The organism is Massilia agri, assembly GCF_024753255.1.
Taxonomy (GTDB): domain Bacteria; phylum Pseudomonadota; class Gammaproteobacteria; order Burkholderiales; family Burkholderiaceae_D; genus Telluria; species Telluria agri.
In genome coordinates, this window is the sequence record NZ_JANUHA010000011.1 from 1 (window position 1) to 21,431 (window position 21,431).

The 21,431-nt window shown below is 64.1% G+C and carries 23 protein-coding genes; 8 read left to right on the top strand and 15 right to left on the bottom strand.

The features are described from left to right. The 3 genes from NX780_RS15690 to NX780_RS15700 form a co-directional block, all read right to left on the bottom strand. On the bottom strand, positions 1-394 hold a 394-nt coding region (locus NX780_RS15690; RefSeq protein ID WP_258828812.1), incomplete at its 3' end, for a MerR family DNA-binding transcriptional regulator. 278 nt (positions 395-672) lie between these two features. Then, positions 673-1,995 carry a VWA domain-containing protein gene (locus NX780_RS15695; RefSeq protein WP_258828813.1) on the bottom strand — a complete coding sequence of 441 codons (1,323 nt, stop codon included), beginning with the start codon at positions 1,993-1,995 and terminating at the stop codon, positions 673-675. Between the two features lie 87 nt (positions 1,996-2,082). Beyond that, complete coding sequence (locus NX780_RS15700; RefSeq protein WP_258828814.1) at positions 2,083-2,664, bottom strand: hypothetical protein; 582 nt, start codon at positions 2,662-2,664, stop codon at positions 2,083-2,085. A 749-nt stretch (positions 2,665-3,413) separates the two neighbouring features. Here NX780_RS15700 and NX780_RS15705 point away from each other — a divergent pair. The 3 genes from NX780_RS15705 (at position 3,414) to NX780_RS15715 (ending at position 4,361) form a co-directional block, all read left to right on the top strand. Then, positions 3,414-3,953: a twin-arginine translocation signal domain-containing protein gene (locus tag NX780_RS15705; RefSeq protein WP_258828815.1), complete on the top strand. Its 540-nt coding sequence runs from the start codon at positions 3,414-3,416 to the stop codon at positions 3,951-3,953. 71 nt (positions 3,954-4,024) lie between these two features. Next, positions 4,025-4,168 carry a hypothetical protein gene (locus NX780_RS15710; protein WP_258828816.1) on the top strand — a complete coding sequence of 48 codons (144 nt, stop codon included), beginning with the start codon at positions 4,025-4,027 and terminating at the stop codon, positions 4,166-4,168. Positions 4,169-4,223: 55 nt separating this feature from the next. Then, complete coding sequence (locus tag NX780_RS15715; protein WP_258828817.1) at positions 4,224-4,361, top strand: hypothetical protein; 138 nt, start codon at positions 4,224-4,226, stop codon at positions 4,359-4,361. A 24-nt stretch (positions 4,362-4,385) separates the two neighbouring features. Here the strand turns inward: NX780_RS15715 and NX780_RS15720 are convergent, their stop codons facing one another. The 3 genes from NX780_RS15720 to NX780_RS15730 all read right to left on the bottom strand — a co-directional run bounded on the left by NX780_RS15720 (position 4,386) and on the right by NX780_RS15730 (position 7,115). Next, entirely contained in the window at positions 4,386-4,730 is a 345-nt protein-coding gene (locus NX780_RS15720; protein ID WP_258828818.1) for a hypothetical protein, read from the bottom strand. Between the two features lie 7 nt (positions 4,731-4,737). Beyond that, a complete protein-coding gene (locus NX780_RS15725) occupies positions 4,738-6,075 on the bottom strand; it encodes a hypothetical protein (RefSeq protein ID WP_258828819.1) in 1,338 nt (445 codons plus the stop codon). Between the two features lie 125 nt (positions 6,076-6,200). Continuing rightward, positions 6,201-7,115 (bottom strand): ADP-ribosylglycohydrolase family protein, encoded by a 915-nt coding sequence (locus NX780_RS15730; RefSeq protein ID WP_258828820.1) that lies wholly within the window; start codon positions 7,113-7,115, stop codon positions 6,201-6,203. 300 nt (positions 7,116-7,415) lie between these two features. On the opposite strand from NX780_RS15730, the gene NX780_RS15735 reads away from it, so the two are divergent. Further along, positions 7,416-7,658 (top strand): hypothetical protein, encoded by a 243-nt coding sequence (locus tag NX780_RS15735; RefSeq protein WP_258828821.1) that lies wholly within the window; start codon positions 7,416-7,418, stop codon positions 7,656-7,658. 457 nt (positions 7,659-8,115) lie between these two features. Here the strand turns inward: NX780_RS15735 and guaA are convergent, their stop codons facing one another. Next, positions 8,116-9,726, bottom strand: coding sequence for a glutamine-hydrolyzing GMP synthase (guaA, locus tag NX780_RS15740; RefSeq protein ID WP_258828822.1), 1,611 nt, complete (start codon positions 9,724-9,726; stop codon positions 8,116-8,118). Positions 9,727-9,802: 76 nt separating this feature from the next. Beyond that, a complete protein-coding gene (gene guaB, locus NX780_RS15745; RefSeq protein ID WP_258828823.1) occupies positions 9,803-11,263 on the bottom strand; it encodes an IMP dehydrogenase in 1,461 nt (486 codons plus the stop codon). 148 nt (positions 11,264-11,411) lie between these two features. Here guaB and NX780_RS15750 point away from each other — a divergent pair, with 148 nt between their 5' ends. After that, positions 11,412-11,909 carry a DUF4124 domain-containing protein gene (locus NX780_RS15750; RefSeq protein WP_258828824.1) on the top strand — a complete coding sequence of 166 codons (498 nt, stop codon included), beginning with the start codon at positions 11,412-11,414 and terminating at the stop codon, positions 11,907-11,909. A gap of 7 nt (positions 11,910-11,916) precedes the next feature. Here the strand turns inward: NX780_RS15750 and NX780_RS15755 are convergent, their stop codons facing one another. From NX780_RS15755 to NX780_RS15765, 3 genes are all read right to left on the bottom strand, one after another. Then, on the bottom strand, positions 11,917-13,098 hold the full coding sequence (locus tag NX780_RS15755) for a GGDEF domain-containing protein (RefSeq protein WP_258828825.1): 1,182 nt from the start codon (positions 13,096-13,098) through the stop codon (positions 11,917-11,919). 216 nt (positions 13,099-13,314) lie between these two features. Further along, positions 13,315-13,608 (bottom strand): RnfH family protein, encoded by a 294-nt coding sequence (locus NX780_RS15760; protein WP_258828826.1) that lies wholly within the window; start codon positions 13,606-13,608, stop codon positions 13,315-13,317. Further along, a complete protein-coding gene (locus NX780_RS15765) occupies positions 13,601-14,032 on the bottom strand; it encodes a type II toxin-antitoxin system RatA family toxin (RefSeq protein WP_258828827.1) in 432 nt (143 codons plus the stop codon). Before NX780_RS15765 ends, NX780_RS15760 begins: the two co-directional genes overlap by 8 nt. Before the next feature lie 108 nt (positions 14,033-14,140). Here NX780_RS15765 and smpB point away from each other — a divergent pair, with 108 nt between their 5' ends. Then, the gene (gene smpB, locus NX780_RS15770; protein WP_258828828.1) at positions 14,141-14,590 is read left to right on the top strand and encodes an SsrA-binding protein SmpB; all 450 of its coding nucleotides are present in this window, start codon (positions 14,141-14,143) and stop codon (positions 14,588-14,590) included. Here smpB and NX780_RS15775 read toward each other — a convergent pair. The 4 genes from NX780_RS15775 to lepB all read right to left on the bottom strand — a co-directional run bounded on the left by NX780_RS15775 (position 14,587) and on the right by lepB (position 18,674). Beyond that, complete coding sequence (locus tag NX780_RS15775) at positions 14,587-15,492, bottom strand: ABC transporter ATP-binding protein (protein WP_258828829.1); 906 nt, start codon at positions 15,490-15,492, stop codon at positions 14,587-14,589. The genes smpB and NX780_RS15775 overlap by 4 nt on opposite strands. A gap of 7 nt (positions 15,493-15,499) precedes the next feature. Further along, positions 15,500-16,690 (bottom strand): DUF6136 family protein, encoded by a 1,191-nt coding sequence (locus NX780_RS15780; protein WP_258828830.1) that lies wholly within the window; start codon positions 16,688-16,690, stop codon positions 15,500-15,502. A gap of 27 nt (positions 16,691-16,717) precedes the next feature. After that, the gene (locus NX780_RS15785; protein WP_258828831.1) at positions 16,718-17,899 is read right to left on the bottom strand and encodes a multidrug effflux MFS transporter; all 1,182 of its coding nucleotides are present in this window, start codon (positions 17,897-17,899) and stop codon (positions 16,718-16,720) included. Between the two features lie 109 nt (positions 17,900-18,008). Beyond that, positions 18,009-18,674, bottom strand: a complete 666-nt coding sequence (gene lepB, locus NX780_RS15790; protein ID WP_258828832.1) for a signal peptidase I — start codon at positions 18,672-18,674, stop codon at positions 18,009-18,011. A 143-nt stretch (positions 18,675-18,817) separates the two neighbouring features. Here lepB and ppk1 point away from each other — a divergent pair, with 143 nt between their 5' ends. Both ppk1 and NX780_RS15800 read left to right on the top strand, forming a co-directional pair. Next, a complete protein-coding gene (gene ppk1, locus NX780_RS15795; RefSeq protein WP_258828833.1) occupies positions 18,818-20,974 on the top strand; it encodes a polyphosphate kinase 1 in 2,157 nt (718 codons plus the stop codon). Next, positions 20,940-21,431, top strand: coding sequence for a SixA phosphatase family protein (locus tag NX780_RS15800; protein ID WP_258828834.1), 492 nt, complete (start codon positions 20,940-20,942; stop codon positions 21,429-21,431). Before ppk1 ends, NX780_RS15800 begins: the two co-directional genes overlap by 35 nt.

Sequence of the window (21,431 nt, forward strand, 5' to 3'; positions counted from 1 at the left end):
GTGTCGCCACTTCGTCACGCCCGATCGCATCCATCAAGGCCACAAAGCGCTTGCGCCCGAAATTGAGGCCACCCCCAACTTCTTCGATAAATTCCACCCCAGCCAAGCCGCGCGCGGCCGTGAACTGCTCGAGCGTGCGGCGCTGGTTGGCCAGGTCGGGGCGCTGGGCGGCGCTCGACACCCGGCAGTAGGCCACGATACGCCGCGGCGCGCCCGGCGATGGCAGGTGCAGGAACGCGCGCAACTGGCTCTCGGTATAACGCCGGCGGTTGCTGGCGGTGCGCGCCGCCGGGACTAGCCGTCCCTCGCGCTCCCAGCGCTGCAGCGTCTTGACCGTGATTCCCAGCAGCCTGGCAGCGTGTCCGATTCCTAGAGTGCTTTCCATGGTCATCATTCGACACTTCTGCGCACATTAAGTTCTACTAGAGTCTAGCTCCGTCCCGACCTTGGCTGCATCGCGCGCCTCGCCGGGGCTCGGTGCTGGAAGCCTTGGTGGTTTTATGTTGTCTTTGCTGAAGTCCGTAGCGTTCCGAATTCAAGTTGTTGTGAAGTCTCTCGTTGGTTAGTTACATTTCTCGACGTTGTGGGAGTGGATCTGCTCGGCGCGTCATGAGGACATTTTCGGGAGCCTGTAGAAAAATATGAGAAAGCGCAGGCCGTGGAGACGCTTGCCTAGCGCAGTAGCCCGTTCTGGCGCGCCTGCCTTACCCAGCCCGGATACTCCGTCATCAACAGGTCATACAAGGCCGAATCCGTATGCTCGTCCGGACTGGACACCGAAAAGAAGTCCGCATTGTCGATCAGCCGTCCACCCAGGTCGTCGAGCTTTTCCAGGAAGGGAAAGTCGGAGTCGGCAAAGTCGGCCAGGCGCCTGGCCTTGGACTTCTTCCCTTTTCCGATGCCCATGAATTGCCAGAATATCGGTTCCCGGCTCGACCAGCGCAGCTGTCGCTCGGTCATGGGCTGGTCGGAGGTGGTGCCGTCGGTCACGAACATCACGTAGACCGGCAGTGGCGCGGCGTGCGGCGACGTGCGCTCGCCGCCGCCGGCATCCGGGAAATAGTGCCGGCGGACGGCCGCCATGGCCGCGCCGTAGCGGGTGTCGCCCTCGAGCGGATGGCGGTCGATGGCCTTCGCGATGTAGCCGGTCCAGTTCGACAGACCCATCGGCTCGGGCTGGTGCACGTTGCGCCCGAACAGGAAGACGTCGATGTCGCCGTCGTTGTCGAAGCGGCAGCCAAGCGCCAGGATGCGTTCGGCGAAACGCTGCACCAGGCCTTTGCGGTACAGCGCGCTCATCGAGCCGGAGATGTCGAGCACGAGGCAGACCCTGGCGCGGTGCGCATCCAGGCCGACCTTTGCAAGCGAGACGCCCGCCGACTTCACCAGGCTGACCAGCTGCGGCGCCTTCGCCTCGACGCGTTTCTCGAGGCTGATGCTCGAGGGTGGAGGCGCCGGCTGCGCCGGCGCGGCGTCCTGCGCGACGTCGGCGCCGAAATGCCGCACCAGGGCGGGCAAGCCGCCGTTGAAGCCCTGCCCCACCGCCATGAAGCGCCAGCCGCCTTCCCTGCGGTACAGTTCGCCGAGCATGAGCGCCTGTTCCTGGGAGAAGTCCGCGCCCGTGAACGCGAAGCGCGCGAACTCGCCGCCCGCGCCATGCAGCCCCACGTGGCCCTGCGTCAATTGCGACATGACGCCGCCACCATCGATACTGGCAGTGATGACGAGGCGCTCGACCTTCGCCGGCAGCATGGCGAGACGGAAGGAGAATCCATCGACCTCGTTCCCCTCACCCTTCAGCGTAACGCCGCCGCACGGCGTGGCCGGCTGGTTGAAGAAAATCATGTAGCGATCATCGACAAGCTTGCCGGCTGCATCGATGGCGAAGCAGGCGAAGTCGAGTTGCAGCCCCTGCCCTTTCAGCCTGACCTGCAGCTCGCCCTCCACCATATCGGGGGCGAATGCCAGACGCGCCCCTTTCGACAGTTCCTGCATACGCTTCCTCTCCTGTTTCCCGTGCGGTCGTCCCGCAATCTTCGCCCCGCTGGCCGAAGAAATCCGCCGCGGCCTCCCTGCCTCGCTTCAGGCTGCGCTGCCGAATTCAAGCTTCGCGGCCAATACGCGCCCAAGCGCCGTTTCAGGGTCCAGTCCGGCCATCATCTGGTTGATGATCTCCTGCTTGTCCTCCGGCGTGAGCTTGTCGCAAGCCGCCCGATGGGAACAGAAATAGGCGTACCAGGCCACGTCCGCCGGCCGTTCCTTGCGCGGCTTGAAGCGGGCCGGCACCTTGGCGCGCATCGCTTCCACGTATGCCGCCAGTTGCCCATCGACGCTGCCCCAGTCGAAGCCGGCAACGGCGCGCTTCTCGGCTTCCCAGTCACCCTGGTAAGCAGGGCCTGGCCGCAAGGTCTCCCTGTTCACCGCGAGGCAGGCCAGATTGGGCAAGCCATGCGTGGCGCAAAAGCTCTCCACGAACTGGAGCTTGGCGCCGATGCCCACCGGCACCGCACGGCCGAGTACCTCGTCCTTCGGATGCAGGGAGCGCGCCAGCGTCAGCAGGTCGCCGTAGGTGATCGGCATGCCGCGTAGCGATATGGCCTGGCGCGCGAGGGCTTCGAACAGGCGCGCGCCTGTCTCGATGTCGTTGAAGGTGAATGGAATCATTGCGGCTACAGCGTTGGAAGCGACGTTCATGATTAAGCGTGCCTGTCAGTGACGTGCTTGTCAACCTGTCAAATAGCTCCCGGGGCCTGCGTCCGAGCGTCTTGCCGGTAGTCCGGCCTTTCCCTGGACGCCTTGGTAATGTCTGGTTAGTGTATGTGTAGTCGCTAACGTCGAGGTATCGTATTGTGCGGAAAGCGGCTGTGGGTTAGTTACATTTTTAAGAAACGCGGCGAGCTATTCCTAGTTTCGACTCGCGTTCATGGCTGGCCCTGCAGAAAAAGCCGTTGAACGTTCATCTCGAACGATCAACGGCTCACCTGATCTTTTTAGAAATCAGGAGTGTGCTCTACTCACTCCCACTCGATGATCAATGGCTGAGATAAGTGGTTGAATACGCTTAGCTTTCTGCGCCCAACCCCATCAGTACCACGACAGAAACCATGAACTGATGAGCGTTATGCTATGTTCGGGCACGGCTGAGAGTCAAGTACGTTCTACCTCGGCGGCTGCATCTAGAGCCTTCTCCAGGCTCATTCATTAGCCTTGCTAATAGACCCATTCAGGATTGAGTACCTATTCAACGAGACGCGTGCGCGCGAGAATTCAGCGCAACAGTACATCGACTTCAAACAGGCCCAACGCTGGAGCCTTGCCGCTTCTGGATGACCCCAGGGAGGAAGAATTTGCTGCCAGCCGATTGCCCAATGGCGTGATCGGCTCCATTACTCAAGCATATGCAACGGAGCACCATGAACGAACATACCGACAAACCCTTCACTCGCCACGACGCGAGCGATACCGATATCGAACGCCGCCAGTTGCTGAAAATGACGGGGACCGGCGCCGCCGCGATGGGCCTTGCCATGGCTGTGCCAGGCCAGGCCTCGGCGCAGACGCGTGTCAAACTCGGCGACAAATGGGACAAGACCTTCCCCAGGAGCGACAAGCTCATCACAGGAAAGTCAGCTTCCGGAACCGTTATGGCATCACCCTGGCAGCGGACCTATACGTGCCCAAGAACGCCAGCGGCAAGCTGGCGGCGATCGTGGTCAGCGGCCTTCGGCGCAGTCAAGGAACAATCCTCGGGCCTCTACGCGCAGACCATGGCCGAGCACGGTTTGATCACCCTGCCCTTCGACCCCTCATACACCGGCGAAAGCGGCGCGAACCGCGCCACGTGGCTTCGCCCGACATCAACACTGAAGACTACAGCGCGGCTGTTGACTTCCTCGGCCTGCTGCCGAACGTCAACCGCAAGCGCATCGGCGCCATCGGTATTTGCGGCTTGAGCGGCATGGCCCTGACCGCCGCCACGAGCGATTCACGCATCAGGGCGGTTGCGACGGCGTCCATGTATGACATGTCGCTCAGTATGAGCCGCAGCCACCAGGACAGTTATACGCTCGAGCAGCGTCACAAGGTCATCGACTACCTCAGCCAGCAACGCTGGGCCGACGCGGAAAGCGGCAAGTCGGGCCGCGTGGCCACGCTGTCGCTGGCCTGAGATCGGGGCCGGCCTGAACATCCCGACCGTACGCCAGTTCGCCCAGCGGGTCGTATTGCGGCATGGCGGCTCGCTCATCCGGATCAATCCGCGCGAGGCTGACTCCGGCAGCGTGCACGGCATCGGCATTTCCGCCGGCGCACTGGAAACGCTCACCGCGCTCGATGCCCTGCTCGGGCAGGGACAGGCCTGAGCGCATCTCCACGGGTTTCGGCGATCAAGCAGGATGGGCGGCGCCGCACATCATGCAGATTTGCTCGGACAGCTCCTGAGCCTCATCGATTGCGCGATACATCGCAGGAGAGCCATGCCGGATGTAAAAGCGCAGCCTGCCGAATTTTTCCTTCACCTGGAAAGCGTCCGGCCACTGCTCGCTGTCGGGCAGACGCGCTTCCTCATGGGCGATTTGCTCAAGAGCTGCCGACAGATCCCGGATGAGCTCAAACCAGCCATCTCCGCATTCGAAACCACTGGACATGAGAGACTCGGTCAGGCGCTTGTCCCTTCCGCGATACAGGCGCGGAAAGGATCGGAAGAGCACTTGGGTGTTTTCAGGCGACATTGACCTGCTACTGTCCCTTGCCTGCCTTGCACAACATCTTTGTTTCATGTTCACACACGCCGGCCCAGACGAGAATATTTGCAATCGGACTAATCCTGCGGAATACAGCGTCCCCCTGTTTCCTGCCATAGATTTTTTCAGCGATTCGCCCTTCCACTGAATCGAATGGCAAAAGCGCATCGCCAAGTGTTCCTCCCATCGCATTGCCTCGCCTCGCGTTTCCAACATTCTCATCGAGTAGTCGCTCGACTTCATCGAAAACACGCCAGGGCAGCAAGCTATTGGGGCCCAGGCAATCGACGATCACTCCCTCTTCCGACCACTCGGCGTTGAACTGGCCTCCGTTCTGCTTTGGAATCGCCGCCCGAGATCGCTCACGCAATCTGGCGGAAATCTTGGCGGCAAAGCTGCAATTGTCGACAGGATCCGCTTCGAGTTCAAGGACGTCAAGCGCCGCCGCTTCGCCATATCGATCACGATGCTCGCGCACAGAATAGCCGATCATGAACAAGGCAGCTTCCAGCGCACGCAATGGATGTGCCGTTCGCATGAACTGGCTCGACGCGTTCGCTTCCAGAATCATCCTGAGCAAGCAGTTCAGCCGGAGATTCTGCTGGAACCTGTCAACGCCAGCGCCGAACATCGGGAACGTCCGTTTTTTTTCAACGTTCGGATTGCGCCGCGGCTCATACCCCCATGCAAACCGAAGGCGCTCCGGTACTTCTGCGAGCGCCATTTCCTCGGCCCAGCGACGTACCAGCCACCCCAGCGCCGCGCCAACCCGGCCGTCGTATATCGCCCAATCCGTACTGAGCAGGGAGTAGATCTTGGTGGTCCCAGAGTCGACTTCCAAGGCATGACGTTTGCCGTCAATCACGACAAAATTTGTCTGCGGCCCCTCGTTCAACATTGCCTCGACAGCCTTGAGATACCTGGGCAAGCCATCACCCAAGGACCGGATGAGCGAGGCCACTGGCCGATTCTGCACTCCCCCCCAACGCAGGATGTCTTCACATACCTGGAGGCACTGCTTGGCGTCGCCGTTTTCGATTGTTTCCCGCAGCTTCTCGCCAAGCTGGGCCAAGCATTCGGCGGACTCCGTATAGGAGAAAATGAATCCCTTTGTCAGCGGATTACGCGTTTTCCAGTAATAGTTCTGATAAGCGTCAAAAAGGGACTTGCAGGACCAGATCGCGCCCGCCTGCGGAGCAGCCCGATCGCTGCGCGCCGTCCATTGGTGCAAGACCTCATTGTTTGCCGCTGATTCAGCCCTGGACGTATCCAAATATCGAGCAAGCCAATTCACAAAATTCTCTGCATCGGCCCTGAATTCCTGCTCTTCCACCCCTGGTTCCCTCAATCGTAATTGCTTCTGTGAATTTATAGCTCGCCGGAATCCTACTTCCATCCTCCAAAAGCGACCGTGTGTGCAGCATTCCTTTACCCTCCAGGATGTGGTTGGCCGATCGTTCAAGAGCTTGCGCCGGGCGGCGCAGCGTGCAAACGGTCCGCCAAGGCGAGGATCCGGTCGGCCCAGGCCAGCCGCTCCTGCCAGCGTTGGGGAATACCGGCTTGGCCATAGAACGCACCCGCGAGCTGGCCGCAAATGGCGGCCGTCGTGTCGGCGTCGTCCCCGAGGTTCGCTGCGCACAGGACCGCTTCCTCGAACGTCGCCGTCCGCTCGAAGCACCAGAGCGCCGCTTCGAGGCTGTCCACGACGTAGCCGCTGCCGCGGATCTCCCCGGCATGCGCGCCCCGGTAGGCGCCGCGTGCGATCGAAACCAGGCGTGCGGAGCACAGGTCCGTCATGCCATGCCCGTGCAGGATCGCCTCTTTCGTGGCGCCCGCCAGCGCCAGCCACAGCATCGCGCCAAACAGGCGGCTGGCCTCGATGCATTCCTGCGCCCCATGCGTGGTGCGGGCGCTCTCGCCCGCATACGCGATCGCCAACGCGCGGTCCGAAAAGTAATACATCGGCACCGGAGCCAGGCGCATCAGGCATCCATTGCCCGCAGTGTCCGGGTCCGTGCTGCCGGCAAACGCTTCGTCTTCATCCAGGAAGCGCTGCAAGGCATCGCTGACGGTCATGCCAATGTCGAAGCATTCGCCGGTGCTGCTCAGATAGCCTTCTTCCATCCAGCGGCAATAACGTCGCATCTGGTCGGCCGGGTCGAAGCCGCCGGAATCGAGCAGACTGGTGGCTAGGCACAGGGCCATCGAGGTGTCGTCGGTCCAATGGCCTGCCTCCAGCGCAAACGGCCCGCCGCCGATCATGTCGGTCAGCGGCGCGAAGCTGCCGCGATCGAGGAACTCGACGGCCGTACCAACGGCATCTCCGCAGGCCAGCCCGAGCAGCGAACCGCGAAAGCGATCCCGTGTTTCCATGCTTGCCCTCCCATAAAAGGCAGTCAGGCAGTTCGTGCGCACACGCCCCGCTTGGTCGTTGAAAAAAAGCTTGTTGACGTGACGACATCAAATCCTTCCCGCAGCGTACAAGACAATGCGACAAATGACGTCGAATGCGCGAATCAGCCAGCTAGCCAATTGTATGACAATTTCCTCAAAACAACATCTCCGGACAGTCCGAACAGCCACGTCAAGATCGACATGGTCATGCACCAGCCGCTCCGGAAGCCCGTGCACCACGTTCGACGAGGTCCGTAAACTGTGGCACGAACTGCTTGAATGCAGTACGATGACACCTGCCTGCAATCCCCCGCGCTACCAGGACGCCCTGCTGTCCTTTCTCGGGACCAGCACGCTGCCGCCCAGCCTGAAGCTGCGGCCGTGCTCGCATGCGGCTCGGCATTCGATTTCGACTTGCACCTTGCCGTCGGGCTGCTGAAGGAGCAGGTCGACGAGCTCGACGCGGCCTGGACCCCAGCGGTCGCCAGCGTCGTTGGCGAGAACCGCCCCGCCGCTGCATGACCTCTTCGTACTGCAGGATCTTTCCCCTACCTGATCCGAATCAGCGGCAGCCATCGCTCACTCGAAAAATAAGGATGCCGGAGTACTGGCATCGCCCAGGTAGGCACATGCTGCTCAAGCCTGGGTGAAGGGTGTGCATCCTGAAACGCTCGGTCGAAAAGCGCTTCCGGGCCTTCGGTGCAATCTCTGGAACCGGCCGGTTACTGGCCGCTTTTCGCTTTGGAATCAAAAAGCTTGGCACAAGCCGATACCATGATTAATAGCGAGCGGCACGCTGGTATACACATACTTCGACGGTAGCGCCCCAGATTCAGTGCCATATTTAATACCATTGATTTTTTTGCCTAGCACTGCATGGACATGCCCGTCCGACAAAATAAAAAGCCGTTGATAATTCATACGAATGATCAACGGCTCTGCAATTTCCACTACAAAATCAGTTACTTAGCGACTCCGCTCACTCCCACTCGATCGTCGCCGGCGGCTTGCCCGAAATGTCATACACCACCCGGTTCAGCCCACGCACCTCATTGATGATGCGGTTCGATACCTTGCCCAGCAGCGAGTGCGGCAGATGCGCCCACTGCGCCGTCATGAAGTCCAGGGTCTGCACCGCGCGCAGCGCGACCACGTACTCATAGGTACGCCCGTCGCCCATCACGCCAACGGATTTCACCGGCAGGAACACCGCAAACGCCTGGCTGGTCGCCTCATACCAGTTCACCGGCGCCTTGCCCGGATCGATGCCCGCAACCGCCGGCAGCTCGAACGGCGTATTGCGCAGCTCTTCGATGAAGATCGCGTCCGCTTCCCGCAGCAGGTCGGCATATTCCTTCTTCACCTCGCCCAGGATACGCACACCCAGGCCCGGACCCGGGAAGGGGTGGCGATAGACCATGTCATGCGGCAGACCCAGCGCCACGCCGAGCTTGCGGACCTCGTCCTTGAACAGCTCGCGCAGCGGCTCGAGCAATTTGAGGTTCAGGGTTTCAGGCAGGCCGCCCACATTGTGGTGGCTCTTGATGGTCTGGCCCTTCTTGCCCTTGCCGGCCGATTCGATCACGTCCGGATAGATGGTGCCCTGCGCCAGCCACTTGGCATTGGTCAGCTTCTTCGCTTCCGCCTGGAACACCTCGACGAACTCGCGGCCGATGATCTTGCGCTTCTGTTCCGGGTCGGTCACGCCGGCCAGGTGGCCCATGAACTGGTCTTCGGCGTCGATGCGCAGCACCTTCACGCCGAGGTTCTTCGAGAACATGTCCATGACCATCTTGCCCTCGTCCTTGCGGAGCAGGCCGTGGTCCACGAAGACGCAGGTCAGCTGGTCGCCGATGGCGCGGTGGATCAGGGCTGCGGCGACGCTCGAGTCGACGCCGCCCGACAGGCCGAGGATGACTTCATCGCTACCCACCTGCTCGCGGATCTTTTGCACCGCTTCGCCAATGTAGTCCGGCATGTTCCAGTCCGACTTGCAGCCGCAGATCTCGTGCACGAAACGGCCGATGATGGCCTCGCCCTGCGTGGTGTGGGTCACTTCCGGGTGGAACTGCAGTGCGTAGAAGCGGCGGTCTTCGTCGGCCATCGCGGCGATCGGGCAGCTGTCGGTCGAACCCATCAGCTTGAAGCCCGGCGGCATGTCCAGCACCTTGTCGCCGTGGCTCATCCAGACGCGCAGCATACCGTGGCCTTCATCGGTGACGAAATCGTTGATGCCGTTCAGCAGGGCCGTGTGGTTGCGGGCGCGCACTTCGGCGTAGCCGAACTCGCGCACCTTGCCGTTCTCGACCTTGCCGCCGAGCTGGGCGGCCATGGTCTGCATGCCGTAGCAGATGCCCAGCACCGGCACGCCGGCTTCGAACACGGCTTGCGGGGCGCGCGGGGAATCGCCTTCGAGGGTCGAGTTGTGGCTGCCCGAGAGGATGATGCCCGAGGCGCCGTAGTTGCGGACGAACTCGTCGCTGACGTCGTAGGGATAGACCTCGGAAAACACGCCGGCATCGCGTACGCGGCGGGCGATCAGCTGGGTAACCTGGGAACCGAAGTCGAGAATGAGGATTTTGGAGTGCATGTAGAAGGCAACGATAGGAAATGAATCGGGTCATGCAAAAACGCGGCCACTGCCGGCCGCGTTTCATGAAATGAGCTTACTCGGAGCGGTAGTTCGGCGCTTCCTTCGTGATCTGGACGTCGTGCACGTGGGATTCGCGCATGCCGGCCGAGGTGATCTCGACGAACTCGGCTTTCTCGCGCAGTTCCTCGATGGTGGCGCAGCCGCAGTAGCCCATCGACTGGCGCACGCCGCCGACCAGCTGGAAGATGATCGCCAGCACGCTGCCTTTATAGGCGACGCGGCCTTCGATGCCTTCCGGGACGAATTTGTCGGCCTTGCTCGATGCTTCCTGGAAGTAGCGGTCGGCCGAGCCTTCGGCCATCGCGCCCAGGCTGCCCATGCCGCGGTAGGACTTGTAGCTGCGGCCCTGGTAGAGGATGGTCTCGCCCGGCGCTTCATCGGTGCCGGCGAACATGCTGCCCATCATGACAGTGTGCGCGCCTGCTGCCAGCGCTTTCGAGATGTCGCCCGAGAAGCGGATGCCGCCGTCGGCGATGCAGGGCACGCCGGTGCCTTCCAGGGCCTTGGCCACGTTCGAGATCGCGGTGATCTGCGGCACGCCCACGCCTGCGACGATACGGGTGGTGCAGATCGAACCGGGGCCGATGCCGACCTTGACCGCGTCCGCGCCGTGCTCGACCAGGGCCTTGGCGGCCGCTGCGGTGGCGATGTTGCCGCCGATGACGTCCACGTGCGGGTAACGTTCCTTGATCCACTTCACGCGGTCCAGGATGCCTTGCGAGTGGCCGTGGGCGGTGTCGACCACCAGCACGTCCACGCCGGCCGCGACCAGCAGCTCGATGCGCTCTTCGTCACGGGCGCCGACGCCGACGGCCGCGCCGACCAGCAGCTTGCCCTGCGAATCTTTCGAGGCCAGCGGGTGCTCGTGCGACTTCTGGATGTCCTTGACGGTGATCAGGCCGCGCAGTTCGAAGTCGTCGTTGACGACCAGCACGCGCTCGAGGCGGTGCTTGTTCATCAGGCGCTTGGCTTCCTCGGTATTGGCGTCTTCCTTCACATACACCAGCTTCTCGCGCGGGGTCATCTTGGCGCGCGCTTCCGCGTCCAGGTCTTCCTCGAAACGCAGGTCGCGGTTGGTGATGATGCCGACCACCTGCTTGCCCTCGACCACCGGGAAGCCGCTGATGCCGTGCTGTTGCGACAGCGCCAGCACTTCGCGGATCTTCATGGTGGGAGGAATGGTGATCGGGTCGCGCAGCACGCCGGATTCGTAGCGCTTGACGCGGGCCACTTCGCGTGCCTGGTCGCTCGGCCTCAGGTTCTTGTGGATGATGCCGATGCCCCCCTCCTGCGCCATCGCGATCGCGAGACGCGCTTCGGTCACGGTATCCATCGCAGCCGACAGCAGCGGAATGTTCAGCGTGATATTCCGGGTCAGTTTGGTGCGAAGGGAAGTTTCGGCCGGAAGAACGTTGGAGTAGGCCGGGACGAGCAGCACGTCATCGAAGGTGAGTGCTTTTTGGAGGAGACGCATAGTATTTTCCTATAGGCGCAAAAGTGAATTATACAGAAAGTACAAAAGACTGTCGCAGCCATGCCTAAAAATTGCCCTCGACGCGCATCCCTCATTGACAGCCGGGCCCTGGCGTGGCGAAATCCGTTTGTTACCTGAGGAAAACTCTATGCCACGCTCCACCACTCCCCTCCGCCTGCTCGCCGCCGGCGCGCTGCTCCTTGGCAGCAGCCTGGCCCAGGCCCAGTATTCCTGGATTGGCGAAAACGGCGTGCGCCATTTCTCCGACCGCCCACCGCCACCTTCGACCCCGGCGCACAAGATCCTGAAGACGCCCGGCCGCATGGCCACCACCCCGCCGGCGCCTGAAGCGTCCGCCGCCGCACCTGCCGCGCCCAAGACGGCACCAACCCTGGCCGAGCGCGAGGCCGACTACAAGGAGCGCAAGAAGAAGCGCGAGGAACAGGAAAAGAAGGACGCCCAGCAGGCCGAGCGTGAGCGGGATATTGCGCAGCGCTGCGCCATGGCGCGCAGTGCCAGGGCCCAGGTCGAATCGGGCGTACGCATCCGGGACTTCGACGCGGCCGGCCAGTCGCGCATCATGACGGACGAAGAACGCGCCGCGCAGTTCGCGCAGGCCAACAAGATCCTGGCCGAGTGCCGCTGAGCGCGCCTCAGGCGCGTCCGGCGGCCTTGACGCTATGGCGTGGCAGCGCCTGCGCGCACATCACCCGGTTGCGTCCGGCTTCCTTGGCCGCATACAGGGCCGCGTCCGCGCGTTGCATCAGGCTGTCGAACTCCTCGCCTGCTTCCAGCATGGCCAGGCCGATGCTGACGGTATAGGGCGCGCCTGCGCCGGTCGCCGGCGCAGGCCGGTCGAGCGCGGTGCGCAGGCGCTCGGCAGCGACCAGCGCGGCCTCCATGCTGGTATCGGGCAGCAGCACCGCGAATTCCTCGCCGCCGAGGCGGGCGCAAAAATCGTTCTTGCGGATCACGCCCATGATGCGCTGGACCAGGTCGCGCAGCACCTGGTCGCCAACCCCATGTCCATAGGTATCGTTGATGCGCTTGAAGTGGTCGGCGTCGACCAGCAGCAGGCCGACGCTGCCCGCCTGCCGGCGGGCGCGCGCCAGTTCGCGTCCGGCGACCTCGAAAAAGGCGCGGCGCGTGGGGGCGCCGGTCAGGTGGTCGTGCTCGGCCGCGTAGGCGGTCTCGGACAGCACCCGCGCATTGGCCATCATCACGGCGCCCAGGGTCAGGCCCGGCATGAACAGGGTGCCGATCGCGAAGAAGGCCAGGTTGATGGCGGCCGGGTCCAGCAGCGACACCGGCTCATAGGCGTCGACGAGATAGAACAGGCCGCGGAAGGTGTGGCCCACGCCGAGGGACAGCGCGGCGATGCGGGTGAAGGAGAAGGAATAGCGCAGGCGCCGCTCCCGGGTCGAGGGCACGCTGGCGAAGATGGCGTAGCAGACGCCCGCGTGGTAGACCGAGACCGAAGTGATCCGCATCGACAGGGACTCATGCCCGATGTGGAAGAAGACGACGCCGGCCAGCGAGGCGATGCCGCCCACCCATAGCAGGCGGCTCGGGATCGGCAAGCCCAGGTGGCGCCGGAAGCCCACGTACATCAGGGCCACCGTAACGAGGTAGAGCCCATTGGCCAGCTCGATGGACAGCACTTCGGGCAGGACGCCGCGGGACGCGAAGAACAGCAGCGCGACGATGGCCAGGCCATTGGCCTGCCCCCATTCGCGGATTCCAGCCACCTTGCTGCCGGACAGCGATGACAGGACCAGCAACATGACCACCGACAGCGCGGTGGTGACCAACAGGAGGCTCAGGGTACTCAGCATGGATGAAAGCGACAGCGGACGGTATGACGGCAATGCCGCGACCCGGAGTCATCCGGGCCGGCCGCGCTGCAGAAATCGAGCCCTGGGCCCGGCCGTCCGTTGCGGGCCGCAGGCTCATCCGTATGATAGCGCGAACCGGGCCCTTGCAACTTCCTTAGACGCAATTGTTTATGCTGATGTGCAAGGCAATATTGTCAGGTCGGCACGCCGGCAAGCCTAGGCGGCGCCTTCCCGCTTCGCCGCGCGCTTGCGGCGCGATTCCTTCGGGTCCGCCACCAGGGGGCGGTAGATCTCGATGCGGTCGCGTTCGCGCAGCACCGTATCGAGGGTCTTCTTTTTCGCGTAGATGCCGACCGGCTGGGTGCTCAGGTTGATGTCCGGGTAGGCCTGCAACACACCGCTCTGCTCGATTGCCTCGCCGATGGTGCTACCAATGCGTACCTGCATGGGGTGCAGGTATTCGAAGCCGGCGCCGGCGTAGCAGACCGTGACCTGCAACATCTCAGCCATAGATCGCCTCGGCGCGCTTGCAGAAAGAATCGACCATGCTGTTGGCGATCATGCCGAACACGGGGCCGATGATCTGTTCCAGGATGATGCTCGAGAATTCGTACTGCAGGTCGAAGTCGATCTTGCAGGCGTCCTCGCGCAGGGCCTTGAAGCTCCAGGTCCCTTCCATCATCTTGAAGGGGCCGTCGACGAGGTGCATCTTCATCTGCGTCGGGCGGTTGTTGTGGTTGGAGGTGGTGAAGCTCTGCTTGACGCCGTGGAAGTTAATTTGCAGGCAGGCGACCAGCTTGTCCTCGCTGCGTTCCAATACTTTCACACCGCCGCACCAGGGGAGGAATTTCGGATAATCTTCGACCTTGGCGACCAGGTCGAACATCTGCTCCGTGCTATAGCCGAGAAAAACTGATTTGTGTACTACTGCCATTGGTCAACCGTTTGTTATGATGTTGGACGAGTTGCATTTTGCGCCACGCGGTTTGGTCTGCGTGCGCCACAGCAGTAGTTTAACCGAGACGCGGATTTTCGCTATTTCATGAGTATTGTTGACAATAAAAAAGCTTTTTTCGACTACTTCATCGAGGACCGGTATGAGGCCGGCATCGTGCTGGAAGGGTGGGAAGTCAAGGCCATCCGCGAAGGCAAGGTTCAGATCAAGGAAGCCTATGTCGTCGTGCGTAACGGCGAACTGTTCCTGTTCGGCGCCCACGTCAGCGCGCTGACGACGGCGTCCGCATTCAGCCATCCGGAGGCGCTGCGTACCCGCAAGCTGCTCCTGCACCGCGCCGAGCTCGACAAGCTGGTCGGCAAGGTCGAGCGCGCCGGCTATACCCTGGTTCCGCTCAACCTGCACTTCAAGGGCGGCCGCGTGAAATGCGAGATCGGCCTGGCCAAGGGCAAGAAGCAGCACGACAAGCGGGCCACCGAGAAGGACCGCGACGCCAAGCGCGAAGTCGCCTCGGCGATGAAGCAGCACCGCCGCTAGGCTTCGCTTTCCCAGACGGTGCGCGTGGGTGCGCCGAAGCGCGGCGCCCCGGCGCCGTGATAGAAGTCAACGCAGACGATGGTTCCGCCCTGCGTGCGGACCCGCACCACCAGGTCGCCGGCCTCCCAGTCGTACATGACCCGTCCCAGGTCCCAATCGTCGTAGCCCGACCAGCGCCCCAGCGCCGCCTCGAGCTCCGGTATGCGCTTCCCGACGAAGTTCGAAGGTTCCTCGAAGAAGGCGGCAAGACGCGCAGCGCCCCGCTGCGCGCGCCGCGGGGTTTCGCTCGGATCCACCAGGCGCAGTACCTGCGCCCCGCTCTGTGCGACGGCTTCGCCGTCATGGGTGGAAAAGAAGAACAGCCGGGCGTCCCGACCCTGCCGGAATGTCTCCATGAGAAAGGCCTTGGCCTCGGCATCGATACCGTTGGTTGGCTCGTCCAACAGCACCACGGCCGCATCGCTCGCCAAGCCGCTGGCAAGCATGAACTTCTTGCGGGTACCGAGCGACATCTGGCCGAAACGCTTGCCAAGATGGGGCGTGAGCCCGAAGCCCTCGACTAATCCGGCCAGCGCGGGCGCCTCGCCCTGGGTGCGCAGCGCCAGCACCATGCGCAGGAACTCGTCGCCCGTCATGAACTCATAGGCCACCGACTCGTCGGGAACCCAGGCCAGATGGCGCCGCGCCTCCCGCGGCGACGTCGCCATGCCATGTCCCTTGATGACGATCCTGCCCTCTTGCAGCGGCTGCACACCGGCGAGCAGCGACAGCAGAGTCGATTTGCCGGCGCCGTTCTCGCCCATCAGGGCGACCACGCCAGGGCCAAAGGAGAAAGACAGGTCGCGGAACAGCGCCAGGCCTGAGAACTGGACGCCAAGGCCTTCGGCTTCGAGCAGGTTCATCGTGGTCTCACAGGAGTAGGAAGCTCGCGACCAGGACCGCGACCTTGATCAGCATGCCATCCTGGTGGCGCTGGATGAGGGGAAGCCCGAGCAGGGGCAGCACCGCGAGGGCCGCCGCCCCGTGGCGCAGGAGCTGCGCGGCGACCAGGTCGCCATGCGCGGGCTGCATCAGGCAGGCCGCCCAGGCGCCGGAGAACAGCAGACCGCTGGCCCCCAGCACCAGCAGGTGTTCGCTCAGCGCCATGCGCATGGCGCCGCGCGGCAGGCTGGCCAGGAATGGCTGGAGCGGCTGTCGCGTGGTCCAGAATAGGTAGTAAAAGCCGGACATCACGGCGATTGCGAGCCAGCAGCCGACCTTCACGAATGCGCTGGATTCGGCGAGCTTGCCGACGCCGAAGACCATCCACAGGCTGGCGGCGATGATCCCGACGGCCAGCGCCAGGCGCGGCAAGGTCGCGTGAAGGTGGCGGCGCGCCAGCACGATGCACTGCAGCCGCAGCAGAAAAAGGGCGCTTGCGCCGTTCGCGCTGCGGCCAGTCGCCTGTACCCTGCCGGCCCGGAGGACGGTGTGCGCACTGGCCAGCATCCGCGTCACCACTGCGCCGGTCACCACCGCCGCTATCGAAATACTGACCGGCCCGGAGCCGCAGCATAGCGCTGCGAAGCTGGCCCCATGCAGCACCCAGGCCAGGCGCCCTGCCCCACCCATCGCGAGCCTGGCCACGCCAAGCGTGAGCACGGCCAGCAACAGCGCCTGCGCAGCGAACAGGACATCGCCTCCGCCGCCGCGCGCAACGGTCCACGCGGCCAGCCCGACCGGCACCAGGAAGACCTGCAGGCTCACCAGCAGCATCGCCGCGTCGACCAAGGGCCCGGCGCGCACGGCGCCCGGCAGCGAACGGGCGAAGCCGGCCAGCGCCCCACCCGCCACGAAGGGACGGTGCACGCGCACCCACACGTACACGCAGGCCAGCCAGGCGAAGGCCCAGCCGGCATTGGCAACAGGATCGCCCGGCGCGCGCCAGAAATGCAGGATCGGCGCGGCCAGCACCTCGGGGCGTTCGGCAAGCGCGGGGCCGGTCAGCGCCAGCAGGACGGCCAGCACATGGGCATAGCGCAGGTAGAGCGCGAAGGACTGCCGGCGATACCAGGCGCGCCGGCTGCGCAGCAGCAGGAAGAAGGGATGCTCAGGCGCCAAGCGCGCCTCTCCAGTCGCGGGCCCGGCTCACGCCCCCGGCGCCGCGAAGCGCCTGGAGAGGCGCCACATCAGGAAGCTCAGCAACACGCCGACGGCCGCGCCGCACGCCAGCTTGAGCGCGCTGCCGAACAGCAGCGGCGCCACCAGGCCGGAGACCAGGGCAAAGGACATCATCTGGATGAAGCCGACCATCGACGCGGCCAGGCCGCGGTTGTCCGGGAACAGGCCCATGGCCGAGAGCTGGATGCCCGGCATGGCGACCGCCAGGCCGAAGGTGAACACGGCCAGCGGCAGCACCGCCCAGGGCACGCTGGCCGTGAACAGCGCGTTGTAGCCGACGTTCAGCACCGAGGCCACCGCCATCACGCCGTAGCCGATCCACAGCAGGCGTCCCGGCGGCGCCTTCGCCGCGCGCTTGCCGCCCCAGGCCGAGCCGACCACCATGCCCCCGATCAGGGGGATGAACATCCAGGCGAAGGCGGTCTCCGGCAGGCCCAGGATCTCCATCACGAAGTTGGCGGCCGAGCCGATGTAGAGCGAGAGGCCGCCGAACACCAGGCCGAGCGCGAGCGAGAGCATCACGAACTGGGGATTCCTGAGCACCATCAGGTAGTTGCGCGCGATCGTCACCGGGTGGAAGACCTGGCGCTTCTCGCGCGGCAGGCTTTCCGGCAGCATGCGCGATACCAGCACGATCATCGCGGCGCCGAAGATCGCCAGGAACACGAAGTTCGAACGCCAGCCGAAACTCACGTGCAGCCAGCCGCCCAGCACCGGGGCGATGGCGGGAGCCAGGCCGAACACCATCATGATGTGCGACATCATCTTCTGCGCCTGGGCGCCGGAAAAGCGATCCTGCACGATGGCCTGGCCGATCACCGAGCCGGCGCCGGCCGACAGGCCCTGCAGGGCGCGGAAGGCCAGCAGCCAGCCGAAGGTCGGGGCACAGGCCGCGCCGATCGAAGACAGGGTGTAGAGCACCAGCGCGCCCAGGATCACGGGGCGGCGGCCGAAGGAATCCGACAGCGTCCCATAGAACAGCATCATGAGGGCGAAGGTGAACAGGAAGACGCTGAGCGTCTGCTGCACCGCCACCGGCCCGACCCCGAACTCGACCCCGATGGCCGGCATGGATGGCAGGTAGGCGTCGATGGCGAGGGCCCCGGTCATGCCGAGGCAGGCGAGGATGGTGGTGAGGAGTCGTTGCATGGCAGTGCCCTAAACTAAGAACCGGCACCGCAAACCGCAGGAACCCGGGGGACGGGATTGTACTGGATTTCATGTAAAGCTTCCCGAGCCCCCCTCCAAACGGCAGAGCTCAGCGCAGCGAGCTGCCGAAACGGTCGAAACGCGGCATCCAGTTGCCCTGGTAATCGGCCGATACCAGGATGCGCTCGGCGCGTCCGATCAGGAGGTGGCGCGGCACGAAGCCGATGTAGCGCGAGTCCGCGCTGTTGTCGCGGCTGTCGCCCAGCATCAGGTAGGCGTCCGCCGGCACGGTCACGGGGCCGAAGTTGCGCGGCACGGCGCGCTGCGGCATCAGCTGGATGCGGTGCTGGCGGCCGTCGACCGTTTCGACGAAACGCACGGCCTCGAGCTCGCCTTCCGGCGCGATCTCGCGCGCGGTCTCCTGCGGCGTGTAGTTGGACAATACGCCATTGATGACCAGGCGTTCGTTGCGCATCTCGACCCGGTCGCCCGGCAGCGCCAGCACGCGCTTGATCAGGCGGGTGCCGTCCGCGGGCGAGGTGAAGGTGACGACGTCGCCCCGCCGCGGCTCGCCGGTGCGCGCCAGCACCACGTCGGTGAGCGGCAGCTTGACGTTGTAGGCCAGGCGGTTCACAAAAACCACGTCGCCCTCCAGCAGGTTGGGCCGCATCGAGCTCGACGGAATCGGGTTCCAGTCCGCCACGGCGGTGCGGAACAAGCCGAAGAGCAGCAGGAACGCCAGGAAACCTTTATTGGCACGCAGGAACGCTTTCATCGGACAACCCTCCTCTTGTTATGATGAGAACGTTATACGCGGCCATCCTTTAGCAATGCTTAAATGTTAATCACGGATGGCGTGTAACAAGGTTGTCATATTCGCCAACTACACTGCCTGCGCCGACACTACGACGCAGACCCATGGATATGAAACACAAGGCTTTGGAGAGCGAGGCCAAGCACCTTCCCGACGGGGGCGCCTTCCTGAACCGGGAATTGTCGCTGCTCGAATTCAACCGGCGGGTGCTGGCCCAGGCCGAGGACCCTTCCATCCCCCTGCTCGAGCGCCTGCGCTTCCTGACCATCGTGTCGGGCAACCTGGACGAGTTCTTCGAGGTGCGCGTGGCGAGCCTGCTGGCCCAGCACCAGATGGAGGCCGGCCACAACGGCATCCCCCACGCGCTGTACCACACTCTGGAGCGCGCCAGCACCGAGTGCCGCCACCTGATCGACCGCCAGTACAAGCTGTTCAACCAGGAGATCCTGCCGCGCCTGTCCGAGAACGGCATCCACATGCTGCGCCGCGGCGAGCGCAATGCCGCCCAGCGCGCCTGGGTCAAGGCCTTCTTCGACAAGGAAGTGCGCCCGCTCCTGACGCCCATCGGGCTCGATCCGGCCCACCCTTTCCCGCGCGTGGTCAACAAGAGCCTGAACTTCATCGTGGAGCTGGCGGGCAAGGACGCCTTCGGGCGCGGCACGGGCATCGCCATCATGAAGGCGCCGCGCGTGCTGCCGCGCGTGATCCGGCTGCCCAGCGAGCTCTCGGATAAAAAGGGCGAGTCCTACTGCCTGCTCTCCTCCGTGATCCAGGCCCACATGGCCGACCTGTTCACTGGCCGCGAAGTGGTGTCCTACTCGCAGTTCCGCGTCACCCGCAACAGCGACCTGTGGGTGGACGAGGACGAGGTCAAGAACCTGCGCCAGGCCCTGCAGAGCGAACTCCACGCCCGCAACTATGGCTTCGCCGTGCGCCTGGAGGTGGGCCGCGCCTGTCCGCCGCACCTGTCGAACTTCCTGCTCGACCAGTTCGGGATCGACCGCTCGCGCCTGTTCGCGGTGGACGGCCCCGTCAACCTGGGCCGCATGCTGGAGATCGTCAACACCCAGGACAAGTCGGAGCTGAAGTTCGCGCCCTTCACGCCGGGCTTCCCGGCGAAGCTGACGGGCCCCGACATCTTCGCCACCCTGCGCCGCCAGGACGTGCTGCTGCACCATCCCTTCGAGTCCTTCCAGCCGGTCATCGACTTCATCATGCAGGCAGCGAACGACCCCTGCGTGGCCGCGATCAAGCAGACCATCTACCGCGCCGGCATGAACTCCGACCTGATGGAAGCGCTGATCGCCGCGGCGCGGCGCGGCAAGGAAGTCACGGTCATCGTCGAACTGATGGCGCGCTTCGACGAGGAAGCCAACATCAACTGGGCCGAGCGCCTCGAACAGGCAGGCGCCCAGGTGGTGTACGGCGTGGTGGGCCTGAAGACCCACGCCAAGCTGGCGCTCGTCCTGCGCCGCGAGGAGAACGGCCTGCGCCGCTACGCCCACCTCGGCACCGGCAACTACAATTCGACCACGGCCAAGTTCTATACCGACTTCGGCCTGCTCACCTGCGACGACGAGATCACGGCCGACGTCAACGAAGTCTTCATCCACCTCACCAGCCTGACCCGCCCGAAGGCCATCACCAGCCTGTGGCTGGCGCCCTTCTCGCTGCAGAAGGAAGTCGTGCGCGCGATCCGCGAGGAGGCCGCCATCGCAAAAGCGGGCCGTCCGGCGCGCATCATCGCGAAGATGAACTCCCTCACCGACGATTCGGTCATCAAGGCGCTGTACGAGGCGTCGCAGGCGGGCGTGCGCATCGACCTGATCGTGCGCGGCGCCTGCTCGCTGCGCCCCGGTGTCGCCGGCCTGTCCGAGACTATCCGCGTCCGCTCGATCGTCGGGCGCTTCCTCGAACATTCGCGCATCTTCTACTTCCGCAACGGCCTGAAGCACGACATCTATCTGTCGAGTGCGGACTGGATGAACCGCAACCTGTTCCGGCGGGTCGAAGTCGCCTTCCCGGTCCGCTCGCCGGCGCTCAAGCGCCGCGTGCTGCGCGAAGGCCTGCACCCCTACCTGAAGGACAACGTCAACGCCTGGGAACTGGGCAGCGACGGGCATTACCGGCGCAAGAAGACGCGGGGCAGCCAGAAGGCCTTCAGCGCCCAACAAACCCTGATGGAGACGCTCGGCGCGGGCGTTCATTCGAACAAGGAGAACGAACATGGACCTGATCCTGTGGCGCCACGCCGAGGCTGAGCCGCACGTCGCGGAAGGCGACGAGGCAGGCGACCTGAAACGGGCGCTCACGCCCAAGGGCAAGCGCCATGCCGCCCGGGTCGGCGCCTGGCTGCACCGCCAGCTGCCGGACGACGTGCGGGTGCTGTGCAGCCCGGCCAAGCGCTGCGTGCAGACGGTGGAGGCGCTGGGGCGCAACTACAAGCTGGTGGAAGCGCTGGCGCCGTATTCGTCGGCCGAAGCCATCCTCGATGCCTGCGGCTGGCCGGATCACCGCCAGCCGGTGCTGGTCGTGGGGCACCAGCCCCTGCTGGGCGAAGTGGCCTCGCTGGTGCTGGCCGGCAGCAAGATGGACTGGCGCATCAAGAAGGCGGGGGTGTTCTGGATCAGCCAGAAGATGGGCGGCGACAAGGACGAGGGCAATGCGCCGTACGTGAAGCTGGTGGTCGGGCCGGATTTCGTCGGCCAGCTGCGCTGA

Bases quoted from the DNA above. Each gene is read 5' to 3' on its own strand.
- NX780_RS15695 (WP_258828813.1), bottom strand. From the start codon at position 1,995: ATGCAGGAACTGTCGAAAGGGGCGCGTCTGGCATTCGCCCCCGATATG.
- NX780_RS15700 (WP_258828814.1), bottom strand. From the start codon at position 2,664: ATGATTCCATTCACCTTCAACGACATCGAGACAGGCGCGCGCCTGTTC.
- NX780_RS15705 (WP_258828815.1), top strand. From the start codon at position 3,414: ATGAACGAACATACCGACAAACCCTTCACTCGCCACGACGCGAGCGAT.
- NX780_RS15710 (WP_258828816.1), top strand. From the start codon at position 4,025: ATGTCGCTCAGTATGAGCCGCAGCCACCAGGACAGTTATACGCTCGAG.
- NX780_RS15720 (WP_258828818.1), bottom strand. From the start codon at position 4,730: ATGTCGCCTGAAAACACCCAAGTGCTCTTCCGATCCTTTCCGCGCCTG.
- NX780_RS15730 (WP_258828820.1), bottom strand. From the start codon at position 7,115: ATGGAAACACGGGATCGCTTTCGCGGTTCGCTGCTCGGGCTGGCCTGC.
- NX780_RS15735 (WP_258828821.1), top strand. From the start codon at position 7,416: ATGCAGTACGATGACACCTGCCTGCAATCCCCCGCGCTACCAGGACGC.
- guaA (WP_258828822.1), bottom strand. From the start codon at position 9,726: ATGCACTCCAAAATCCTCATTCTCGACTTCGGTTCCCAGGTTACCCAG.
- guaB (WP_258828823.1), bottom strand. From the start codon at position 11,263: ATGCGTCTCCTCCAAAAAGCACTCACCTTCGATGACGTGCTGCTCGTC.
- NX780_RS15750 (WP_258828824.1), top strand. From the start codon at position 11,412: ATGCCACGCTCCACCACTCCCCTCCGCCTGCTCGCCGCCGGCGCGCTG.
- NX780_RS15755 (WP_258828825.1), bottom strand. From the start codon at position 13,098: ATGCTGAGTACCCTGAGCCTCCTGTTGGTCACCACCGCGCTGTCGGTG.
- NX780_RS15760 (WP_258828826.1), bottom strand. From the start codon at position 13,608: ATGGCTGAGATGTTGCAGGTCACGGTCTGCTACGCCGGCGCCGGCTTC.
- NX780_RS15765 (WP_258828827.1), bottom strand. From the start codon at position 14,032: ATGGCAGTAGTACACAAATCAGTTTTTCTCGGCTATAGCACGGAGCAG.
- smpB (WP_258828828.1), top strand. From the start codon at position 14,141: ATGAGTATTGTTGACAATAAAAAAGCTTTTTTCGACTACTTCATCGAG.
- NX780_RS15775 (WP_258828829.1), bottom strand. From the start codon at position 15,492: ATGAACCTGCTCGAAGCCGAAGGCCTTGGCGTCCAGTTCTCAGGCCTG.
- NX780_RS15785 (WP_258828831.1), bottom strand. From the start codon at position 17,899: ATGCAACGACTCCTCACCACCATCCTCGCCTGCCTCGGCATGACCGGG.
- lepB (WP_258828832.1), bottom strand. From the start codon at position 18,674: ATGAAAGCGTTCCTGCGTGCCAATAAAGGTTTCCTGGCGTTCCTGCTG.
- ppk1 (WP_258828833.1), top strand. From the start codon at position 18,818: ATGGATATGAAACACAAGGCTTTGGAGAGCGAGGCCAAGCACCTTCCC.
- NX780_RS15800 (WP_258828834.1), top strand. From the start codon at position 20,940: ATGGACCTGATCCTGTGGCGCCACGCCGAGGCTGAGCCGCACGTCGCG.